The sequence below is a fragment of the Muribaculum sp. NM65_B17 genome (genome assembly GCF_004793735.1).
GTDB classification, from domain to species: Bacteria; Bacteroidota; Bacteroidia; order Bacteroidales; family Muribaculaceae; genus Muribaculum; species Muribaculum gordoncarteri.
Genome location: NZ_SRYY01000003.1, coordinates 415,070 through 437,787 on the forward strand (window position 1 = coordinate 415,070; position 22,718 = coordinate 437,787).

The window sequence follows — 22,718 nt, forward strand, 5'->3', positions numbered from 1 at the left end:
ATGGATAATAGCGATGGTTACTTTTCGGCTTCTTCCGATTTTTCGACTTTTTTGTTGCGGAATGAATTGACCATATCCTTTCCGAGTAGAATCCACGCCGATGCAGCCACGACTGCAAGGAATACAAATCCTACAAGAATTAGCACCTTGGACGGCTTTGACGGGCGCAAAGGCACGGTGGCAGGCTGAACAACCGTGTACACGGGAGTCGTCTGCTGTACTTTTGCCTTGGCCATCTGGAGCTGCTGGGCGGTCTGATTATACAGGTTGAAAGCAAGTGATGACTCGTTCTGAAGACGGTCGCGTTCAGTCTGTGCCGACCGCAGTATCAATCCTTGGTTTTTGTCGGTATAGTCGGCATAGCGTTGCTGTGCCTTGTAATACTCGTCGCGCGCCTCGTCATTGAGTTTCTGGGCATACTCCATGTCCTGACGGGCTTTGTTGGTGCGATATTCGGTTACATACTCGCGCAGTCGCATTGCAATGGTGTCGGCCAGCATTGCCGATACTACAGGATCCTGCATTGTCGACGACAGAGTGATGACCGAAGTCTTTGTGTCCACATTTGCCGAGATTCGGCTGCTCAGAGCGAGAACGATGTCGTTTTCCTTGGGTGAAAGGTGGAAAATATTTATAGAATCGCCCTCAGCGACCTCGTCATCGGAGGTAAATAATGATTTTACACCGCCTATGACAGTTCCGGGAAGCGACATTATTGCGCTCCACCATGGAGCTGAAGTATCTTCCTCAAGGTATTGACGCACGGTAGTGGCGTTACCTTCCTTGTCGACAAGGTTTACATCAAACAAACCTACGACAAAGGGCACCGAGCTTACGACATCGGGATACAATTGAGGATACACGGCATCGGCTCCGCCTCCGGTGCCCATGGATATTCCGGCCATTGAGGCGAGGGCTCCGAGTCCTCCGCTTGCTGCCTTGCCGTCATTGGCTTCGGGAGCGAGTTTTATTGTAGTAGTGTATTCTCGAGGTATGCTGAATGCTACGATTAGTCCTATCACCGCACCGGCAATTCCCCAACGTATCAACATTCGTCGCGAGTCCCACAGTTTGCGCGCAAGTTCGAGAAGGTCTATCTCCTCTTCTTGATTCGGCATATTGTCGATATTGTCGTTCTGCTGTGTCATATTATCACTTTAATAGGTTAGAGATGGTTGCCGCCATTGTTCCGAGTGAAGCAAATGAGGTTGCGAGGCCTATGAATTGAGCCCAGTTGAAGCCTTCCTTATCAGGCTTGGACGGAACTATGATTTGGCATCCCGGTTCGATGGGGGTGTTCCCTTTGGCCCTAGCCACTGTTCCGTTCATATATACGATGAACACCTTGTTTTTGCGTGCTCGTGAGCCATATCCGCCGGCTTGGTCTATGTAGTGTTTAAGCTTTTTGCCTTTTTGGAACACCACCGTGTTGGGGAACATTACATCACCCGATATCTTCACGGTGTTTACGATTTCAGGCACCATTATTTGGTCGCCTTCCTTCAATACTATATCATAGTCGCTTCCGGGCATGGCAAGTGCTTTTTCGAGTTCTATACCTACGCTGTAGGTGTTGCCCATCTGAAGCTTTGAAACGGATATTGAATCGGCTCCTTGGCTTTGCATAGCAAGTCGCATTGCCTCGTCGCGAGCGGCAGCCTCATCTTCGGTCATCTTTCGCATCAAGCGAGCTCCACGAGGATATGCGTATTCTGTGATGCCTCCTGCACGGCGTATTACATCGCTAAGTCGTTCATTCTTGGATTGAAGCGTGTAGTTTCCGTCAAACACCACCTCTCCGTCAACCGATACTCTTCTTTGTGTCTGATAACCGGGGCTGCGGCGCACCTCAACTATGTCGTAGGGTTGCAATATGAAATCCTGCTTTCCGTCTACAACCAATCCGTCTTTAACTCCGAAGGTGAATATCTCGGCTGTCTGGCTTGTTGGTTCAAGTGTATCGGGGTCAATCAAGCGGCGTGACACATCGATTCGTGCGGTTGATGCTCCGCGTAACAATCCGCCGGCTTGGATGATGAGGTCTTCGACTGTCATGTTGTCGGCAAACGGGTATTGTCCGGGATGGGCTATTTGTCCTGCGATTGTCAGTTCGCCACGATCCTGCAAATCCTGAATTGAAGGAATCAACAGTACATCGTTACGGCGAAGAGTTACATCGGGAGCCTTACCCGACATTATTGCTTCAAGGTTGAGCGGAAGAACTTCAAGCGACAGGTCGTCACCTTCGCGGTACAAAATAGCGCGTGTGGTGAACGCATCCTCAAGTAGTCCGTCGGCATTGTTGATAAGGTCCTTTACTGTGCGGAGTCCGGGAGCAATTGCGTATATTCCGGGACGGAATGTGGCGCCCTTGATTTCAACACGATTGGCGAAACGGTCAAGAATCGTTCCTACTGTGATTTGGTCGCCGTCATTAAGTTTATATGACGCAAAGTCGCCGTTTACTATATTGTAGAGTTCGTTTTCGCGTCCTGTCTGGCGAGATAGTCTTACCTGTTCAGTGTAAGCGTCGCCTGAAAATCCTCCGGCGTAGTCAATTAGTTCGGCCAGCGTTTCACCGGGCTTCATCTCATAGGACATCGGTCGTTTTACATTTCCGTTTATGGTTACGAGCTGTTCGTAGGGCGGAACGATTATAACATCGCCTTCCTGCAGGCGAACGTTGCCGGTCTGCTTGCCGTTAAAGAGATACTCATAAACATCCACTCCTACGAGGCGGCGACCGTCGCGGAGCACCTGGATGTTACGCATTGAACCTATGTCGTTGATACCTCCCGATTTGTACAGAGCGTGAAACACTGTAGAGAACGGTGACAGGCGATAAGTACCCGGTATGGCTACTTCGCCCATTATGTCTACTTGTATGGTGCGGATGTTACCGAGTGTGACGGCTATTTCAGAGTCGGGTTGTTCGCCGCCGATTCCTGCATATTTTGACTGGAATGAGGATCGGATGTGATTGCCGGCTTCCTCAATTGTCATTCCGCTGAGATATACCGGACCTATCTGTGAAACCATTATGCTGCCTTCGGGCGAGATGGTTTGTCGGATATGGTCTTCGTTGGCTCCCCAAATGTCGATAACTACTTCATCGCCGGGGCCGAGTCGATAGTTGCGGGGTGTTGCAACGTTTTCGTTAGGTTCGAATGAGAGAGCTTGATTGTTGAACACTTCGTGGCCGAAAATCGAACGAGGCTTATTTTCGTTTGTCTGGATTTCCAGGGCAATCTCATCGTATGGGGTAGGTAATTCTTCTGAAATGTTCCTATTATAGTTTGATTCACCTCTTTGAACGCCTGTTTCATTTCTTTGAGTGCCTGAGCCTTTCTTTTGAGGACCTGATTCCTGATCGGTGGTCTTGCGTTCACGAGTGGTTATCTCCTGTGCCGAAGTGGTGGTCTGTGCGCCTTGCTCCGACTCAAAACGGGCTTTCAATCGTTCAACTTGATCCGAGGTAACTCCGCGGGCAAGCAATTCCTTTCCTATTTGCTGCTGGGATTTTCCTTGGGCTGTTGCTTGCTTTACATACGAAACGACCTGTTCATCGGTCATTTTTGCTGACACATATTGTGGCATAGCCAGAAAAATGGCGAGTAGCAGCGGGAGCAAACGTACAGCAGAGAATGCGTTTTTTCCTTTCATTACCTATTTCTTAGATTGTTATTTATTATTTTTTGCGTTATGTTTCTTTATCTGATTTGACAATATTATATTGGCGAAGGTCCACACTATTATATCGAGAAGCAAGAGTAGGGTTATGTCGATGTAGCGTGACAGTAAGATGTTTACACAGTTAAAAAGAAGTGCCACAGCCACGATTGTTACCATAGCTATACGCTGGGGCAACCCGAGTGCAAGTAACTTGTGGTGAATGTGGGTTTTGTCGGGCAGGAATGGGTTCCCGTGACTACGTACTCGATGAATGAATACTCGCGTAACATCGAAACAAGGAACGATGAGAGGCGACAACGCTAATATGAGCGGATTAGTGCCAAATATCGGGCAGCGGTCGGGTGACACCAACATGAGTTCAAGGCCGAGAAACGCTAAAAGCAGGCCAATGGTAAGACTGCCCGTGTCGCCCATGAAAATTTTTTGGCGGCGTGAAGGGTCACCAAATACGTTGAAGTAGAAGAACGGGACCAATACTCCAAGGCAGGCAAACGACAGCATGGCATAGGCGTGACGGCCTATCAGATGGAACATCACGCCGTAGGTGATGAAAGCTGCCGCTGAAAGGCCTGATGCGAGTCCGTCGATACCGTCAATTAGGTTTATTGAGTTGATTACATAGACCATGATAAGGATTGTAAGAGGTATCCCAACCCAATCGGGAATCTCATGTATGCCAAACAATCCATAGAGGTTCTGTACCCAAAGACCGCCGGCGATGACAAGGAGGGAGCAGATTATCTGCACCACGAATTTTGCGCGATAGCGAATTCCAATCAGGTCGTCGGCCATGCCTACTAAATAGAGAAGAAAAAGAGCGCAGAATCCAAATGCCAATGACCGTGAGTTATAGGTCATAAGTCCAAGAAGCCGTGCGTCACCAAACAGAATGCTCATACCCAGCAACAGTGATATGGAGAAACATATAACCGGGGTAAATGCTATTCCGCCGAGGCGTGGAACTGTGCCGTGATGGATTTTGCGTTCATCGGGTTCGTCGAAGAGATTCCTACGAAATGAAATTAGAAGAATCTGGGGTATAAGGAATCCCGCAAACGTTATACAAAGCAGAAATGCGATGGTTGAATTGAGTATCCAATAATCCATAGTTCTTAGCTAAGTGAATTTTTATCTCCGAAAAGTTAAATTACGCCTATTAATTAATCGTTTACAATCATGTGAACCGCTCTCGCAGCACACAAGACAACCATCGGAGTGCAATTTACAAAACTCCGATAATTCAAGAATCAACAATTGTTGATTGATTTCATATATATGATGCGTGTGAAACATCATTTCAGATAGTAAAAAAGTCTTTTTTAACAGTTACAAAGATAGTAACTTTTATCCACTACACCAAATGACATAAAGATATATTGGCCGATAGGCCTGCAATGAGGGTATTTAGGAGTGTTGATTTTGGTTTTATTGACGGTTATTTTATAAATTTGCGAATGGTGACACTCTGCGGTCATCTAAAATCAATAGCCAATTACATTATGCAGTTATATATATGAATGGAAAAGTTTTGATAATGATGCTTCTGGCAGCCGGAGGCATCAATTTATGGGCTTCGGCGCCCAAGGGTGCGATTACTCCCGAGATGATGTCGGAGATACGCAGTGCCTATGAAGGTTCGTCGGCCGACAAGGCTATTCATAACGCAATAGCCAATAACGGAATAGACGAATTGGCGGTGAATGCGGCCAATAAAAACGGATTTGATACCAATTTTTCTCATCGCGTGAAAAGTAAAGGCATCACAAATCAGCGTTCGTCGGGTCGCTGCTGGTTGTTTACCGGGTTGAATGTATTGCGTGCGCAGATGATGTCACAGCACAATCTACCCAAGCTTGAATTGTCGCAGAACTACAACTTTTTCTGGGATCAGCTTGAAAAGGCCAATCTTTTCCTGCAGGGGGTCATTGACACAAGCGACCGACCCATGGATGACAAGACCGTCGACTGGTTGTTTGCCAATCCGTTGAGCGACGGCGGGCAATACACCGGAATTTCCGAGAACATAATGAAGTATGGCGTTGTGCCGGTCGAGGTCATGGTCGACACCTATAGCGCAGCCAATACGAGCAAGATGCGCAATCTCATAAGTCTGCGCCTAAAGGAAGACGGTCTTGAGCTGCGTGACATGATTGCCGGCGGTGCCAAAAAAGGTGATGTGGAGAAGCGTAAGGTGGCTATGCTTGGCGAGGTTTACCGAATGTTAGTGCTGAATCTCGGCGAACCACCGGCCGAATTTACATGGACACGCAAGGATGAATCGGGCAAAATCATAGACACGCGCACATATACACCGCAGTCGTTCTACGCCGAATATGCGGGTAACGACCTCAAAAATGATTATGTGATGCTCATGAACGATCCCACACGTGAGTATTGTAAGGTGTATGAAATAGATTACGACCGACACAATTACGACGGTAAGAACTGGACCTATGTCAACCTCCCTATTGAAGAAATAAAGGAGATGGCTATTGCATCGATAAAGGACAGCACCATGATGTACTTTTCATGTGATGTGGGTAAGTTCATCGATCGTGAGCGCGGATTGCTCGATGTCGACAATTTTGACTATGAGTCGCTCTTCGGTGTTAAGTTTGGCATGGACAAGCGCCAACGCATACTCACTCATTCAAGCGCATCGTCACATGCCATGACGCTTATGGCCGTGGATCTCGATGAAAACGGAAAGCCGCGTAAATGGATGGTGGAGAACAGTTGGGGTCCCGGTGCCAATGACGGTCACCTGATAATGACCGACGACTGGTTCAATGAATACATGTTCCGACTTGTGGTGAACAAGAAGTATGTTCCCGAGAATGTGCTTGCTTTGCTGAAGCAGAAACCCATCATGCTTCCCGCATGGGATCCGATGTTCAGCGAAGAGCAATAACGTGCGTTACATAGGGTCGACATCGTAGTACACGACCAACGACCTCAACGACTTATCGGCCATCTGCGCTTCATAAACGCTGCGCAGTATGGCCTTTACTTTGCTCATCGACGCCTGAATCTCGACCTTGAGCATTATCTTGCGTATGTAGAGTGACTGTATTCGTGCGATATGCGGTTCGTCGGGTCCGAGGATTCGATTCCCGAAGAGGTGACGGAGTGTTTCGGCGTAACCTGCCGCCGCCCTTATGAGCAGATCTTCGTCACGATGCTTCAGGTAGATGTTGATGACGCGCGTAAACGGAGGATAGCCGTAACGCCTACGCTCTTCAAGCTCATGCTCGTAAAATCCCTCGTAGTTGTGGGCCTGGAGGTACGACAATATAGGATGGGCCGGTTGCGATGTCTGCACTATCACAAGGCCGCGTTTGTTGCGGCGTCCGGCTCGTCCGGCCACCTGTTCAAGCATGTTGAAGGCGCGTTCTGATGCGCGGAAGTCGGGGAAGTTTATAAGGTTGTCGGCGTTTAGGATTCCAACAAGGCTCACACGCTCGAAGTCGAGCCCCTTGGTCACCATCTGTGTGCCCACAAGTATGTCGGCTTTCCCTAGCGAAAAGTCATTTATTATATTGAGATAGCTGTCCTTGTTGCGCGTTGTGTCGAGGTCCATGCGCATTATGCGTGCGCCGGGGAATGAGCTTTCGGCTATCTCCTCGATGCGCTCTGTGCCGTAGCCGTAGACCTCTATCGCAGGCTCCTTGCACGCCGGGCATATTGTTGGCAGCTTGTAGGTTGCGCCGCAATAGTGACACACCATCTCTCCGGCTTTGCGGTGATAGGTAAGCGACACATCGCAGTTCTGGCACTTGGGCACGTAACCGCACTGCTTGCACACGACTACGGGTGCGAAGCCTCGGCGGTTGTGAAACAGGATTACTTGTTCGCCACCTTTCACGGCCTCGCGTGACATCATGGCCAGCCGTGCGCTCATCGGGCCTGATATGCGTCCGCGTCGTCGCTCATCGTTGAGGTCGACAATCTCGATCAAAGGCAGTTGCACGCCTTCGTAACGCTCGCTTAGCGTGACAAGCCCGTAGCGGCCGTTAAGTGCTTTGTAATATGTTTCGATGGCCGGGGTTGCGCTTCCGAGCAGCGTTTTAGCTCCATGCATCGAGGCGAGGACTATCGCGCAGTCACGCGCATTGTATCGCGGCGCGGGGTCGAATTGCTTGTAGCTTGATTCATGCTCCTCGTCGACGATGACAAGTCCGAGCCTTGAAAACGGTAGGAAAAGTGATGAGCGTGCGCCGATTACAACGCATGGTGACGGGTCGTGCAGCATACGCTTCCAGATGTCGACGCGCTCGTTGTCGGAAAATTTGGAGTGGTATATGATCACCCGCTTGCCGAATACCTTCTGCAAGCGGCGTGTAAGCTGTGTGGTAAGTGCTATTTCGGGCACGAGGTATAACGCCTGCGAGCCTTTCTTGAGGATGTAGTCGATCAGATGTATGTATATCTCGGTTTTGCCGCTCGATGTCACGCCATGGAGTAGGGTGACATTCTTGTCGATGAACATCCGATGGATGCTGTCGAGGGCCTCGGACTGTGGTGCGCTCAGTTTCGGGAGCTCGCCCTGCTCGGTCCCGGTGTAGTTGAAGCGGTTGATTTCGCGGGTGAAGATTTCCACGATGCCTTTCGATGCGAGTGCGGCAAGGATGGCCGGCGACAAGCCGCTCTGTTCAAGCAGATGTTGCCGAGGAACCTCGGGCGGCAATTGCTGTTGCTGACGCTTGTTGAGGTTGTCGAGCAGGGTGATGAGCATCATCTCCTGCTTCTTTGCCCCCTTGACTGCATCGAAAACCTTGTGCATCGCCTCGTTGTCGTTGCGGTCGACGGCCAGTCGGACCAGCGTTTCCTTCTTCGGGCGGTAACGCTCAATCAGCTTTTCTGCTATTATAAGCATGCGACGCTCTACCATCGACGATATGGTCGATTCAATCGAGTTGAGTCCTGTCTTCTTGCTTATCTCGGCGGGCGTCATCTTTCCGTTATGGTCGAGCGACTGCATTATTATAGCTTCGCGGTCGGTCATTCGGGCGTCGGGCATCTCCTCGTAGTCGGGATTCAGCTCGATGAATGTTTCGCTCTCGACCTTAAGTCCGGCCGGGACAGCAGCCTTGTAGACATCGCCGGCAGTGCAAAGGTAGTATTCGGCAATCCATTCCCACAGTTTCAGTTGCGGATGCTTCACCACCGGCCACGGGTCGAGAACCGACGATATGTCCTTGACCTCGAATCCCTCGGGAGCCACCGGCGTTATCGACTCGATGATTCCGGTGTAGTACTTCTTACGCCCGAAAGGCACGATGACACGATGTCCCACTGCGGCTTTCCCCTCCAGTGTCGTGGGGATGCTGTAGGTGAAGGTTCCGAAGAGCGGCAGAGGCAGTATCACCTCGGCATATAGACGGGCTTTGGATGGCATCGTTGTCGCGCGGTTATTGAAGTTTGAAAAGTAAAGTTACAAAAAAATGGAATATACTCGTCAAGTATTGCTAACTTTGTGGCGATGTAAACTTAATCTATCGTGATGCAACGACTATTATTCATCATTATATGCTTTGTCACGCTTGATTGCGCATGGCCGTGTACATCGGCAATAGTCAGTGGCAAGGTCACGGCCAACGGGCGACCGCTGTTGTGGAAACACCGTGACACCGGCACCGAGGACAACTTTGTGCAGCGTGTCGTGGCTGCCCGTCCCGGCGAGCTGGATTACGTGGCTCTGTTCAATGCCGGTGACTCGCTGCTTGCCGAAGCGTGGGTGGGACTTAACTCGGCCGGATTTGCAGTCATGAATACGGCATCCTACAATCTTGTGCCCGACACAGCCGTGTACCGTGACCGCGAGGGCTATGTGATGACGCTTGCGCTGAAGCAGTGTCGCTCTCTTGCCGACTTTGAGATGCTTCTCGACACCTTGTCACGCCCAATGGGTGTGCAGGCCAATTTCGGAGCGATAGATGCGTCGGGTGCCGGCGCTTATTATGAAACCTGCGATGACGGATATGTGAAGTATGATCTTGCCGATGCTCCCGACGGTGTGCTTGTACGCACCAACTATTCATGCTCGGGCGATTCCGACACCGGGTTCGGTTACATACGCGAAGCCAATGCCTGTCATCTGCTCAGCCCGTATGTCACTTCGGCGAGCGTGGAGCCCGCTACATTCACCGAAGTCCTGTCGAGGAGTTTTTATCACTCTATGCTTAAATGTGACGCTCTTGCCGGCAACCCTGAATGGATTGTCGACCAGGATTTCATTCCGCGCAACTCGTCGAGCGCATCAATAGTGGTTGAGGGTCTGCTGCCCGGCGAAAGTCCCGAGCATGCCGTCATGTGGTCGGCGGTGGGTTATCCTCCATGCTCCTACGTGTTGCCGGTGACGGTGGCCGATGTGCCCGAGGAGCTGCAGCCGTCACCTTCGACATGGCGCAGCAAGCTGTGTGACGATGTCGTGGCACGAAAGCGCAAGGTGTTTCCCGTTACGCGCGGCAGCGGCAGCCATTATATAAATGTGGAGGCGCTCCGTCACTACAACGATTCGTGCCGACAGGTGAGCCTTGAAAATTATAGAATTAACAAAGAACTTTTGAATAGAAAATAGAAATAAAGAGATGAAAGCGGCGATATTGACTGTTGTATTTCTGATTGTTGCCAATGTATTCATGACATTTGCCTGGTACGGGCATCTTAAGCTCCAATCAACGGGAGTTTCATCCAATTGGCCTCTTTATACGGTGATATTGATAAGCTGGGGCATCGCACTGGTCGAGTATTGTTTTCAGGTTCCCGCCAACCGCATGGGATTTGACGGTAACGGCGGTCCCTATTCGCTGATTCAGCTGAAAGTGATGCAGGAGGCGATAACGCTCGTAGTGTTCACGATTTTCAGCGTGCTGATGTTTGAAGGGACGGTGATCAGGTGGAATCACATATTGGCCTTCCTGCTGCTGATTGCTGCAGTCTACCTTGTGTTTATGAAGTGACGGCGAGGTGGCGTGACGCCGCAGCCGACCATTGTCTTAGCCCTTCCTTTGAAGCAAACGAAGCGTAGGGCAGATAGAGTATGCGATAACGCCCCGATGTGAGGCGGTACACCATTGCGTTGCGCGAGTAGGTGACGCACTTTATTTCGCTCCATGCAAGTGTAGCGGGGCGGGGAGCCGGAGTGTCCTCGTCGATGGGTTCGTAGGTCACCGTTATTCCGTTGTCGTCAAGCGTCAGCTTGTGTGACAGTATCGACATTCTTGACTCGGGCGACAGTGCGTGATAGAAGTAGACGATCATCATGATGGGCGGAATGACGACAAACACCATCATCAACGCCACGTAGACAAATTTCACATCGACTGTCAGTGCCAAGGCTATGCACGCCGCCACTGGCAGGGCTATGGCCCACCAGTTGCGCTTAATCCACATTGCCATAAGCGTGCGCATATAGGTCGATGTGCTCACCTTGAAAATCTCGGTTTCCATAATCATTTAATGAAGCGGCCTCGCCGGATTGGTTTCCGATGAGGCCGCTTTCGGTTATAAGGTTAATGGTGGTTACTTGCTTATCGGGCAGCCCTGGCAGCGTTCGGCTATCTGGGTGAAGAAGTCGTTGCCCTTGTCATCAACGAGGATGAATGCGGGGAAATTCTCCACTTCGATTTTCCAGATGGCTTCCATGCCGAGTTCGGGATATTCGAGGCACTCGACCTTCTTGATGCTGTCGTGAGCGAGGATTGCGGCGGGACCGCCGATGCTTCCGAGGTAGAAACCTCCGTGCTTGTGACATGCGTCGGTCACCTGCTTGCTGCGGTTACCCTTGGCTATCATCACCATCGAGCCGCCTGCAGCCTGGAACTGGTCGACATAGGAGTCCATTCGTCCTGCCGTAGTGGGGCCGAATGATCCTGAAGGCATTCCTGCCGGAGTCTTGGCGGGACCTGCGTAGTAGATGGGGTGATCCTTCAGGTAGTCGGGCATGGGCTCTCCGCGGTCGAGGCGCTCCTTGATCTTGGCGTGAGCTATGTCGCGGCCCACGATGATTGTACCGTTGAGCGACAGGCGTGTCGACACGGGGTACTTGGTGAGCTCGGCGAGTATTTCGGGCATCGGGCGGTTGAGGTCGATTTTAACTACATCGCCTTCGCCCTGGTTGCGGAGTTCGCCGGGAATGAGTTCGCCGGGATTGGTGTCGAGTTTCTCGATCCACAATCCGTCCTTGTTGATTTTGGCTTTCACGTTACGGTCGGCCGAGCAGCTTACGCCGAGGCCCACGGGGCATGATGCTCCGTGACGGGGAAGACGGATGACGCGGATGTCGTGAGCGAAGTACTTGCCGCCAAACTGTGCGCCGAGGCCAATCTTTTGAGCCTCTTTCAACAGTGTCTGCTCAAGCTCTACATCGCGGAATGCGCGACCGTATTCGTTGCCAGTGGTGGGAAGGTTGTCGTAGTATTTTACCGAAGCCTTCTTAACTGTGGCAAGGTTCATTTCGGCCGATGTACCGCCGATTACGAATGCGATATGGTAGGGAGGACATGCTGCCGTTCCGAGCGACTTCATCTTCTCCACGAGGAAGGGAACGAGAGTCTTGGGATTGAGCAGGGCCTTGGTTTCTTGATAGAGATAGGTTTTGTTGGCCGAGCCTCCGCCTTTTGCCACGAAGAGGAATTTGTATTCGTTGCCGTTCACTGCATAGAGGTCGATCTGTGCCGGAAGGTTGCAGCCGGTGTTCACTTCGTCATACATGTTCAGGGGAGCGTTCTGCGAGTAGCGCAGGTTGCAGCCGGTATAGGTGTCATATACACCGTGCGAGAGTTGCTCTTCGTCGTTGCCGCCGGTGTAAACGTTCTGGCCTTTCTTGCCGATTACGATTGCCGTACCGGTGTCCTGGCAGAAGGGAAGCTGTCCCTTCGATGCTATTTCAGCGTTGCGTAACATGGTGAGAGCCACAAACTTGTCGTTCTCGCTCGCTTCGGGGTCGCTGAGAATCTTGGCTACCATGGCGTTGTGCTCGCGACGAAGCATGAATGAGTTGTCGTGAGTGGCCTGGCGTGCAAGCACACGCAGTGCTTCAGGGTCGACTACGAGTATCTCGTGACCGCCCCAGTTCTCAACCTTGACATAGTCGGATGTCAGGTGATAGTACTCGGTAGTGTCGGGCGACATCGGGAATGGCTCCTGATATACAAAAGGTTTCTGTGCCATATTATATAAGTAATCTAAGGGGTTTTATATTGTGCAAATTTAGTAATTCGGCATCTACAAAGCAAAAATATTTGCTACATTTGCACTTAAAACATTATTTTCAACCATGCTGCCTGTAGTGCATATCAATTCGCGTAATGCGTTCTGGATTGTTGCGTTGATTGTCATCGCGACACTGTTGCCTTTTCTCGGCGAAACAATGTTCAACTCCAAGGGTGAGCCGCGTGAGGCCATCGTGGCTGTGTCGATGCTCAACTCGGGCGACTGGATTCTGCCGGTGAGCAACGGCGACGTGATTCCCTACAAGCCGCCGTTCATGGCCTGGTGCATAGCGTTGTTCTCGCTCCTTGCAGGTCACGTGACCGAATACACCTCGCGACTGCCGTCGGCGCTTGCGCTGATTGTGCTCGTGCTGTGGAGTTACCGTTTTTTTGCCCGTAACTACAGCTGGTCGCGTGCATTCCTTTGCTCGGTTGTCACGCTCACTGCATTTGAGGTTTACAGAGCGGGTTTTGCTTGCCGAGTCGACATGCTGCTTACGATGTTCATCGTGGGCGCGCTCTATTCGCTATACGGATATTGGCTGAACGGTTTCAGGCGTTTTCCGTGGCTTGCCGTGCTGATGATGAGCGGCGCCATGCTCACCAAAGGGCCTGTGGGAGTGTTGCTTCCCTGTGCCGTGGCGGGTGTGTTCATGCTGCTTCAGGGCGTGAACTTCGGCAAGGCTTTCATCAAGCTTCTGCTGCCGGCCCTTGCCGCACTTGTGTTGCCGGCTGTGTGGTATGTGGCGGCCTATCGCCAGGGCGGTGACGAATTCCTGAGGCTCGCCCTTGAGGAGAATTTCGGACGATTTACCGGTACGATGAGCTACGACTCGCACGTGAAGCCAGTGTGGTACAACTTCATCACCGTCATCACGGGTTACGTACCCTATACGCTGCTCATTCTGTTGTCGCTGATTCCGTGGGGGCGCATAAATGCATTGGATGGATTGCGCCGCAGCCGTGTGTCACGCTTGTGGAGCGACTTCAAGGCCATGGAGCCGGCACGAAAGTTTGCGCTCGTGAGCATTGTCGTCATCTTTGTGTTCTACTGCATTCCCAAGAGCAAGCGCAGTGTCTACCTGCTTCCCATATATCCGTTTATCGCGCTCTTCATCGCCGACTATATAACCTATCTTGCACAACGGGGACACCGCGCGTTGAAAATCTATGCCGGGGTGATGGCTTCGATTGCGCTGGCCGCTTCATTGGCGTTTCTGGTGATTCAGTGCGGATGGTTCCCCTACGGAGTGCTGAAGGGTCGTCACGCACTCGACAATGCCATGATGATTACCGGCCTTGAACAGCATGCGTCGCTTGCCAAGTGGCTTCTTGTCGAGTTGTCGGCCATAGCGGGAATCGTGGTGCTTTGGCGTTTGCGCCGCCAGAGCGCGATATCGTCGGCCCTCATGGCCATGGGCGTTACGGTGTCGATTTATTGGGCTTTTGCCGGGGTGTATCAGCCGGCAATACTTAACGCCAAGAGCGACAAGCCGGTGGCCGAGGTGATAAACACGCTGCAACCCGAGGGCGATGTCTACGCCCACGTGTCGACCGACATGTTGCGATTCTTTACCGCCAACTACTATACCGGCGATCGTATAAAGCCCTTCGAGTCGGCCGAGCCCTCTTCGGGCTATCTGCTGATAGGTGTGGATGACGCTCGCACGTTCCTTCCGTAGCATGCCGATGACTACGACTTCTACATGGTGCGTCACTTCCGCAAGCGCAGTTGCGACACGCGTCAGCCGATGCTGTTGCTTAAATTCAGGGAAAAATAATCTATCGATAGGTGGTGACCTTTATGTCGGTTGCGCTGCAATACTCCTCAAGGAGTCGTGTGGCGAGAGCCACCGTGTTGTCAACCGGCATCTCCTCGCCGTAGACATTGATGCACATCAGCAGCCGCCGGGTGTCGTCAGACAGTTTGGTGCGTTCATTGTCGCTTGTGGGTGTTCCTACTCCTCCCACCTCGTCGCGATAGACCGGCATGCAGGAAATGTTGAGCTGTCCGCGTCCTATCGCCTCAAAATCCTCGCCCTCGCGTCCGGCACCGAGCGACAGGGTGTCGCCTGCGATCTTGTCGGCGTCAAATCCTCCAATTGAATATCCCGATGCCACCGATACTACGTTTATCAGGTCGACGAGATCGCTGATGAAGTAGAGCTCCATGCCCTTTACGATGCGCCGGCACAACGCCTCGCTCGACGGGCGGTAGCGGTTGGGCTCCTTGCCGAGCGCCTTGTAGGCTGCGCGGGTAGCGGCTATTGCGGGTCGCTTGTTGATGTCGGGCATTGCGTAACGGCATTTTATCTCCTCCCCGAGCGCGAGAAGTTCCTCTTTCAGCTTAGGTGTGGTGGGGTGGTTGGTTACGTTGGCCTCTATGGTGATTACCTGCAGGTCAGGGGCCGCGTTGCGCACAATGTCCTCTATTTTTATTTCCATCGTTCAGTCGTTTATAGCGGCAAATTTAGCAAAAATCGCGGAGATGTGACGGCGTGATGTGCGAAAACGGACAGATGTACGGAATCGGACACCGCTTAAAAAAGTGAAATCACTGATTGTTAACGGCTTATAATTTTGGCACGATTAATGCAGTATAATGTTGCAGAATATTAATTTTAGACCGATAATGGACAGAGAAATTCCAAAAGAAGTGCGCGACAAAGAGCGCCGCAATCGAATCATCAAGTATGCTGTGGCAGTTGGTGCGGTGGTTGTAGTAATTGCTGTGGTTATGTCGCTGATGCGCAGCAGTGTCAGTAAAAAGGACATTGTGCTGGCTACAGTCGACCGTGGAACAATCGAATCGAGCGTAAGTGCCTCGGGTAAAGTGGCTCCGGCATTTGAGGAGGTTATAAACTCGCCTATCAGCACCCGCATCGTCGAGGTGTACCGCAAGGCCGGCGACAGCGTGGATGTGGGCACACCGTTGCTCCGCCTCGACCTTCAGAGCACCGAAACCGAGCTTAACAAGCTGCTCGACCAGTCGCAGATGAAACAGTACGAAATCGAACAGATGAAGCTCAACAACAACACCCGCCTGAGCGACCTTGCCATGAATGTAAAGGTAAAGGCCATGGCAGTAAGCCGCATGGAGGTGGAGTTGCGCAACGAGCGTTACCTCGACAGCCTCGGATCGGGTACAGGCGACAAGGTGCGTCAGGTCGAACTGGCCTACAACACCGGTAAGCTTGAACTTGAGCAGCTGCGCCAGCAGCTTGAAAACGAGCGTCAGGTGCGTGATGCCGACCTGCGTGTAAAGGAGCTTGAGCTGAACATCCACAACAAGAATCTTGCCGAGATGCGCCGCACCCTCAGCGAGGCTCAGGTGCAGTCGCCCCGCAAGGCCACGCTCACCTACATCAACAACCAGGTGGGACAGCAGATCGGAGCCGGTGAGCAGATTGCGATAATATCGGATCTCAGCCACTTCAAGGTCGACGGCGAGATTGCCGACTCCTACGGCGACCGTGTAAGCGTGGGCAGCCATGCCATCGTGAAGATTGGCCGCGAGAAGCTCGACGGAACGGTGAGCAACGTGACTCCGCTGTCGCGCAACGGCGTGATTGCATTCTCGATTCAGCTCGACGACGACAGCCATGCGCGACTTCGTTCGGGACTGAAGACCGATGTGTATGTGATGTGTGATGTAATCGAGGATGTGGTGCGCATTGCCAACGGTTCCTATTACATGGGCAAGGGCGACTACGACCTCTTTGTAGTGACGGGCGGCAATGAGCTTGTAAAGCGCAAGGTACGCCTCGGCGACAGCAACTTTGAGTTTGTCGAAGTGGTGAGCGGCCTTGAACCCGGCGATCAGGTGGTTGTGAGCGACATGAGCGACTATAAGAACTCCAATAAACTTAAACTGAAATAATCATGAACTGGACTCAGGCTTGTAAGCAGGCGTGGAACGAGGCCCGACAGCACAGCGTGTACACCTCGCTCTACATTGCGGGTGTGGCTCTTGCCATTGCGCTTACAATGATATTTGGAGTGATATATTTTGTGAAGATGGCCCCCATCTATCCCGAATACAATCGAGCCAACACCTACAGCATCGAATATATCACATTCCGAGATACGACCAATTATAGCTCGATGAGCGGACGCCTCGGATACAATGCCGTAAAGGAGTGGTTCTACACGCTCAAAAATGTCGAGCATGTAACGGCTATGACATCGTTGGGCGGCATGACCATCTACAGCGATAATAATAAGGAGGGTGTGAGAATGTCGACAAAGGGAGTCGATCCCGATTTCTTCAAGGTGTTCAATCTTGAATTTGTCGAGGGAAAACCGTTTACCGAAGAGGAACAAAATTTGCCTGTCGCCGTGATAACCGACAGGGTCGCCCGACAGCTGTTTGGCACCGATGAGGGTGTTACAGGACGCATATTCAAGATCAGTATACAGGAATTTATTGTAAAAGGCGTGGTAAAGGAGGCGAGCCGCCTTACTCCGGCGAGCTATTCACAGGTCTACTACCCTTATATGTGTCTACCCGGTTACGATTCGGGCTGGGGATTGAACGGCCAGTTGACAAATATGGGAAACTTCCTGGTCTACATGACTGTTAAGGACGATGATCAAGTCAAGGCACTGAAACGCGAAGTGCAGGAAATCGCCCATAAATTCAACACATCGGGGGGCACAGTGGAAGTAAACCTCTACAATCAGCCGTCAAGTCACTTTGAAGTGGCATTGAGGGAGTCGCCTACCGATGATTTCTCGTGGAGCAGTGTAATACGACGCAATATAATAATACTGCTTGTGCTGCTGTTGATTCCGTCGCTCAATCTTAGCGGAATGATAGCCGGACGAATGGAGAGCCGCATGTCGGAGATGGGAATACGCAAGTCCTACGGCGCCGGCAGCGGAATTTTGATGAAGCAGGTGCTGTTTGAAAATTTCCTGTGGACTGTGGCCGGCGGAGTCATAGGGCTTGCCGCCGCATGGATAGTCCTGGCGCTTGAGCGTGAGTGGATTTTCAAGCTGTTTGAAAACAATCCGGGTTCATCAGTAACCGATGTGCACCTGTCGGGCGAAATGCTCTTCAGTCCCGCGATATTCGGCGGAGCCCTTGTGCTGTGCCTTATGCTGAATCTTATGTCGGCGTTCATCCCCACATGGCGAGCCATGCGTCGGCCTATCGTTACTTCACTGTATGAAAAAAGATAACAGGCTATGTTTAAACTTATAATAAAAAATCTTTGGAGCCGTCGCAAGCGTAACGGATGGCTGCTTGCCGAGCTTATACTCGTGACAGTAGTGGCTTGGGTGATAATCGACCCTCTTGTAATGGCTGTGGTGGTCAAGACGACTCCCTACGGATACGACACCGACCGTCTTGTCGATATAAGCATGGGCTCCTACTCCTATGGTATGTCGGGTTATGACGAAAGTCAGACCGACTCGGCTTCATTGGCCGAAAATGCTATGCGCATCTACAATCGGCTCAAAAGCAATCCTCAGATAGAGAGCGTAACACGCAAAACCTACAACGGATTGGGCGGTACAAGCTATTCGTCAAATTCATTCAAGGTCGACACTGTGTACATCATGTCACGCACAATTTCATTCACACGCGGAGATAACTATTTCACTACCCATGGCATCAAGTCGTTGCCGGGCAGTCCGTCGGCCGAGGAGCTTTCAACAATGAGCTATGCCTCACCCGGTGAGTGTGTAATTACCGAGAGCCTCGCCAAGCTCATGTTTCCTTCAGTCCCAAATCCCATAGGGCACTATCTTAATGAAAATATTGAGGATTTCCAGCCCGGCGAGTGGGACTTCAAGGTGGTGGGTGTAGTGGAGGATGTGCGTCCCGACCCGTTCCAGTCGGTTGCGCTTACAATATTTTCGCCGAGAGAGGCACTTCCGTTGGATAATGGCGGTTATATGGTGCGACTGAAACCGGGAGTCGATTCGCGTAAATTTGCGCGTGAACTGAGGGAGAATCATGCCGATGACCTGAAAGCCGGCAACTACTACCTGAGTGACGCCAAGGCTCAGGATGAGATTCTTGAAGAAACCTGCTATGCGAGTGGATGGACAAATACGATACGCCTCAAGACAATGCTTGCCGTGTTCTTTTTCGTCAACCTGTGTCTTGGCGTAGTGGGTACATTTGTGTTGCAGACCCGCAAGCGTTCCGAGGACGCCGGAGTGATGCGCTCGTTCGGAGCCACTCCCTCATATATAGTGAGGATGATGCTCGGCGAAGGATGGATGCTCACCACTGTCGCATGGGTTGTGGGATGCTTCCTCTACCTGCAATATGCCTTGGCCGAGGGGCTTGCCCATACTCACAATACCGCCGACTACTACGATTACGACCCGTCATGGACCTCCAACTTCGGCATCCACTTCACCGTGGTGTCGCTTGTGGTCTACGTGATGCTGCTGATTGTCGTGACCATAGGCATATCGATTCCCGCAAGGCGCATAAGCCGTGTAAAGCCGGTTGACGCACTGCGTGACGAATAAACTCAAAATCAATAAAAATCAAGAAATAAACAAAAACCAATAAAACCAATAAAATTATGTCAATAATCAAGCTTAGCGGAATCAATAAAATCTACCGCACAAACGAAATCGAAACTCTTGCACTGGAAAACGTAAATATAGAAGTGCCTAAAGGCGAATTCCTTAGTATCATGGGCCCGTCGGGTTGCGGAAAGTCGACACTCCTCAATATCGTGGGACTTCTCGACTCGCCCACAAGCGGAACCGTTGAAATCGATGGCACTTTGGTAAAGGATATGAAGGATAAGCAGCTTGCAGCATTCCGCAACAAGGAGTTGGGCTTTGTGTTCCAGAGCTTCCACCTCATTAATTCGCTCAACGTAATTGACAATGTGGAGCTGCCGCTGCTTTATCGTAAAATGTCGGCTCGCGACCGCAACCGCATGGCCCGCGAGGTGCTTGAACGCGTGGGACTTAGCCATCGCATGCGTCACATGCCCACTCAGCTTTCGGGAGGTCAGTGCCAGCGCGTGGCAATTGCGCGTGCCATCGTGGGAAATCCCGAGATAATCCTTGCCGACGAGCCCACCGGTAACCTTGACTCTAAGATGGGTGCCGAGGTGATGGAGCTGCTCCACAAGCTCAACAAGGAGGACAAGCGCACAATCGTCATGGTGACCCACAACGAGGAGCAGGCCAAGCAGACCGACCGCATCGTGCGTTTCTTCGACGGCCGTCAGGTACAGTAAAAAACACATTTATTTAAAGGATTAAGTAATGAAGCTTATTAATTTCATAAAGCAATCGTGGACGGCGATGAGGCAGCAGTCGATGCTGAGCATTGTCACCATCGTGGGTACCGCCCTTGCTATATTCCTCATCATGATTGTGGTGATGATAGAGCAGGTCAAGGTGGATCCCTATTCGCCCGAGAGCAATCGCGACCGCATGCTCCACGCCACATGGGCCTCGATCAAGAGTGTCGATGAGAGTCAGGGTTGGTCGAGCAACGGCCCGTTGAGCTATCAGAGTGCCAAGGCATTGTACAAGGATATCGAAGAGGCCGAGGCTGTGACCATATATTGTCCCAGTACCGAAAGGGAAGTCGTTGCATTTCCCGGCAAACCGCCCGTTGAGGTAGATCTCCGTCAGACCGACGATGTGTATTGGCGAGTATTCGACTTCAAGGTAATTTCAGGAAAGCCCTACAACGAGGCCGATTTTGAGGCCGGACTTCCGGTGGCTGTGATAAGCCGCAGTGTGGCCCGTGCGGTTTTCGGCAGTGACGATGTTGCCGGAAAGGAGTTGCTTATAGGTCACGCTCCCTATAAGGTGGCGGCGGTGGTCCAGGATGCTTCCACACTCGCCACTCATGCCTACGGACAGGTGTGGATTCCGTTTACCTCGACCGAGGTTGTAAATAACACCTGGAACGGTGTGATGGGTGGTCTATGTGTCACTATACTTGCCCATGACGAGGATGACTTCGACGAAATCAGGGCATCGGTGCTTCGCAACTACGACCGTTACAACAAGGAGATTGAGGAGCCTACAGGATGGAAGTTCATCGATCTGGGCCGACCCTATACCACCGAGAAGGATGCTTATGCCTTCGGTGCCAATGTCGAGCCTGACATAAAGGCCGAAAGACGCTCGCGTTACATTGTGTACCTGATTCTGCTGATAGTGCCTGCCGTCAACCTCAGCAGCATGACCGAGAGCCGTTTGCGCCGACGCATTGCGGAGATAGGTGTACGCCGTGCGTTTGGTTGCTCACGCAAGCAGATTGTGTTTCAGATAATTGGCGAAAACATGTTCATAACTCTTATTGCCGGTATCCTCGGATTGCTCATGAGCGTGGTGTTCTCCTACCTGTGCAACTCGCTGTTGTTCTCCGAGCCTTATAGCGATACATTCAATCCTCCCGCCGTCGATGCGTCGATGCTCATTCAGCCGTCGACATTCTTGTGGGCGTTGCTGTTCTGCTTCATCCTGAATGTGCTTAGCAGTGGCATTCCCTCGCTGCGAGCATCACGCACCGATATAGTCAAGGCTCTTAACGGCAACAAACATTAATTCGTCACGACAATGTTCAAGAAACTTTTTACACAGATAAAGAATGAGTGGCGCAGCAATCTGTGGCTCGCTCTCGAGATGCTCATAGTAAGCGTGGTGCTGTGGTTTGTAGTCGACTATTTCTATGTCACGATTTACAACTACAATCTTCCGCGAGGCTTTGATACAAGCAATTGTTACAGAATAGGTGTGGCACAGCTCACCGACAAGAGTCCCGAATACATTCCCAATCGTTCCGACGATGAAATTCTACAGGACCGTGAAACTCTGCTGAGCCGCATAAGAATGCGCCCCGAAGTGGAATTTGTGTCGGTGTCCAATAATTCCCACCCCTACAACGGATCCAATAGCGGAACATCGATAAGATACGACACACTATATCCGCGTAATTTTGCGGTGCATCGCAATGTCACACCCGACTTTGTGCAGGTGTTCCGTTACGAGGGCGCTCGCGGAGAAACTCCGGCCCAGCTTGCCGAGATGCTCAACAGGGGCGAGGTGTTGATTTCCGACAATCTCTTCATGTATGACGGCGTTAAAGGTGTCGACATCGTAGGTAAGGGACTATATCTCTACGGTGACACTTCACGCACCTATCGCATAGGCGCTTCGCTCAATGAAGTGCAGTATAACGACTACGGCGGATGGGGCGACGACCTCACACTGGTGACTTCACGCGATGCCCTCGGCTATGGTCACGAGTGGTGTGTGCGCGTAAAGGAGGGTTATGACAAGGATTTCATCAAAAATTTCATGGAGGATGCCGACAAGCTCTATCGCGTGGGCAACTTCTACATCACCGATGTAAAGTCATTCGACCAGATACGTGATAATTTCCAGCGGTCATATACCAACTCGATAAGAAACTTCTGCGTGGGCATGGGCTTCCTGTTGCTTAACATTTTCCTCGGACTGCTCGGAACTTTCTGGTTCCGCACCCAGCAGCGTGTCAGCGAAATAGCCATACGCATGGTCAACGGCGCAACCCGACGCTCGATATTCGGCCGCCTCATAGGCGAGGGACTGTTGATACTTACCGTAGTTACGGTGGTTGCAATAGGTTTCGATGTACTCATATCCTATCTTGAACTCAACCAATGGCTTAACGGCAACAAATATCTTTCATGGGGACGCACTTCGCTGTGTGTGCTGATATCCTATGTGCTGATGGCCATAATGATAAGTGTAGGTATCGCTTTCCCGGCTTATCGTGCAATGCACATCCAGCCTACCGAAGCCCTGCATGATGAATAAAGACTGAAA

17 protein-coding genes are annotated in these 22,718 nt (G+C 51.4%); 10 read left to right on the forward strand and 7 right to left on the reverse strand.

Annotated features, from left to right (window positions below; genetic code table 11):
• Positions 1–17: 17 nt before the first annotated feature.
• The 3 genes from E5354_RS06320 to E5354_RS06330 are packed head-to-tail and all read right to left on the reverse strand — an operon-like array spanning position 18 to position 4,800.
• Positions 18–1,148, reverse strand: a complete 1,131-nt coding sequence (locus tag E5354_RS06320) for a Wzz/FepE/Etk N-terminal domain-containing protein (RefSeq protein WP_135946819.1) — start codon at positions 1,146–1,148, stop codon at positions 18–20.
• A 4-nt stretch (positions 1,149–1,152) separates the two neighbouring features.
• Positions 1,153–3,663 carry an SLBB domain-containing protein gene (locus tag E5354_RS06325; RefSeq protein ID WP_370455938.1) on the reverse strand — a complete coding sequence of 837 codons (2,511 nt, stop codon included), beginning with the start codon at positions 3,661–3,663 and terminating at the stop codon, positions 1,153–1,155.
• 18 nt (positions 3,664–3,681) lie between these two features.
• Positions 3,682–4,800 carry an MraY family glycosyltransferase gene (locus E5354_RS06330; RefSeq protein ID WP_135946820.1) on the reverse strand — a complete coding sequence of 373 codons (1,119 nt, stop codon included), beginning with the start codon at positions 4,798–4,800 and terminating at the stop codon, positions 3,682–3,684.
• A gap of 406 nt (positions 4,801–5,206) precedes the next feature.
• Here E5354_RS06330 and E5354_RS06335 point away from each other — a divergent pair, with 406 nt between their 5' ends.
• On the forward strand, positions 5,207–6,604 hold the full coding sequence (locus E5354_RS06335) for a C1 family peptidase (RefSeq protein ID WP_135946821.1): 1,398 nt from the start codon (positions 5,207–5,209) through the stop codon (positions 6,602–6,604).
• Positions 6,605–6,610: 6 nt separating this feature from the next.
• On the opposite strand, the gene priA is transcribed toward E5354_RS06335, so the two are convergent.
• Positions 6,611–9,091, reverse strand: coding sequence for a primosomal protein N' (gene priA, locus E5354_RS06340; RefSeq protein WP_135946822.1), 2,481 nt, complete (start codon positions 9,089–9,091; stop codon positions 6,611–6,613).
• Positions 9,092–9,196: 105 nt separating this feature from the next.
• Between priA and E5354_RS06345 the strand changes: the two genes are divergently transcribed.
• Complete coding sequence (locus E5354_RS06345; RefSeq protein WP_135946823.1) at positions 9,197–10,273, forward strand: hypothetical protein; 1,077 nt, start codon at positions 9,197–9,199, stop codon at positions 10,271–10,273.
• A gap of 10 nt (positions 10,274–10,283) precedes the next feature.
• Positions 10,284–10,655: a DMT family protein gene (locus E5354_RS06350; protein WP_123395732.1), complete on the forward strand. Its 372-nt coding sequence runs from the start codon at positions 10,284–10,286 to the stop codon at positions 10,653–10,655.
• On the opposite strand, the gene E5354_RS06355 is transcribed toward E5354_RS06350, so the two are convergent.
• Positions 10,645–11,145, reverse strand: coding sequence for a hypothetical protein (locus tag E5354_RS06355; RefSeq protein WP_135946824.1), 501 nt, complete (start codon positions 11,143–11,145; stop codon positions 10,645–10,647). The two genes, E5354_RS06350 and E5354_RS06355, sit on opposite strands and share 11 nt — an antisense overlap.
• Before the next feature lie 72 nt (positions 11,146–11,217).
• Entirely contained in the window at positions 11,218–12,867 is a 1,650-nt protein-coding gene (locus tag E5354_RS06360; RefSeq protein ID WP_135946825.1) for a fumarate hydratase, read from the reverse strand.
• A gap of 106 nt (positions 12,868–12,973) precedes the next feature.
• Here E5354_RS06360 and E5354_RS06365 point away from each other — a divergent pair, with 106 nt between their 5' ends.
• Entirely contained in the window at positions 12,974–14,590 is a 1,617-nt protein-coding gene (locus tag E5354_RS06365; RefSeq protein ID WP_135946826.1) for an ArnT family glycosyltransferase, read from the forward strand.
• A 100-nt stretch (positions 14,591–14,690) separates the two neighbouring features.
• Here E5354_RS06365 and E5354_RS06370 read toward each other — a convergent pair whose 3' ends face one another.
• Entirely contained in the window at positions 14,691–15,353 is a 663-nt protein-coding gene (locus E5354_RS06370) for a B3/4 domain-containing protein (RefSeq protein WP_135946827.1), read from the reverse strand.
• 187 nt (positions 15,354–15,540) lie between these two features.
• Between E5354_RS06370 and E5354_RS06375 the strand changes: the two genes are divergently transcribed.
• The 6 genes from E5354_RS06375 (at position 15,541) to E5354_RS06400 (ending at position 22,709) form a co-directional block, all read left to right on the forward strand.
• Complete coding sequence (locus E5354_RS06375; protein ID WP_135946828.1) at positions 15,541–16,788, forward strand: efflux RND transporter periplasmic adaptor subunit; 1,248 nt, start codon at positions 15,541–15,543, stop codon at positions 16,786–16,788.
• Positions 16,789–16,790: 2 nt separating this feature from the next.
• A complete protein-coding gene (locus E5354_RS06380; RefSeq protein WP_135946829.1) occupies positions 16,791–18,092 on the forward strand; it encodes an ABC transporter permease in 1,302 nt (433 codons plus the stop codon).
• 6 nt (positions 18,093–18,098) lie between these two features.
• Positions 18,099–19,400, forward strand: a complete 1,302-nt coding sequence (locus E5354_RS06385) for an ABC transporter permease (protein WP_135946830.1) — start codon at positions 18,099–18,101, stop codon at positions 19,398–19,400.
• A gap of 62 nt (positions 19,401–19,462) precedes the next feature.
• On the forward strand, positions 19,463–20,128 hold the full coding sequence (locus E5354_RS06390) for an ABC transporter ATP-binding protein (RefSeq protein ID WP_135946856.1): 666 nt from the start codon (positions 19,463–19,465) through the stop codon (positions 20,126–20,128).
• Positions 20,129–20,156: 28 nt separating this feature from the next.
• Positions 20,157–21,455, forward strand: coding sequence for an ABC transporter permease (locus E5354_RS06395; protein ID WP_135946831.1), 1,299 nt, complete (start codon positions 20,157–20,159; stop codon positions 21,453–21,455).
• Between the two features lie 12 nt (positions 21,456–21,467).
• Positions 21,468–22,709, forward strand: coding sequence for an ABC transporter permease (locus E5354_RS06400; protein ID WP_135946832.1), 1,242 nt, complete (start codon positions 21,468–21,470; stop codon positions 22,707–22,709).
• Positions 22,710–22,718: the final 9 nt, after the last annotated feature.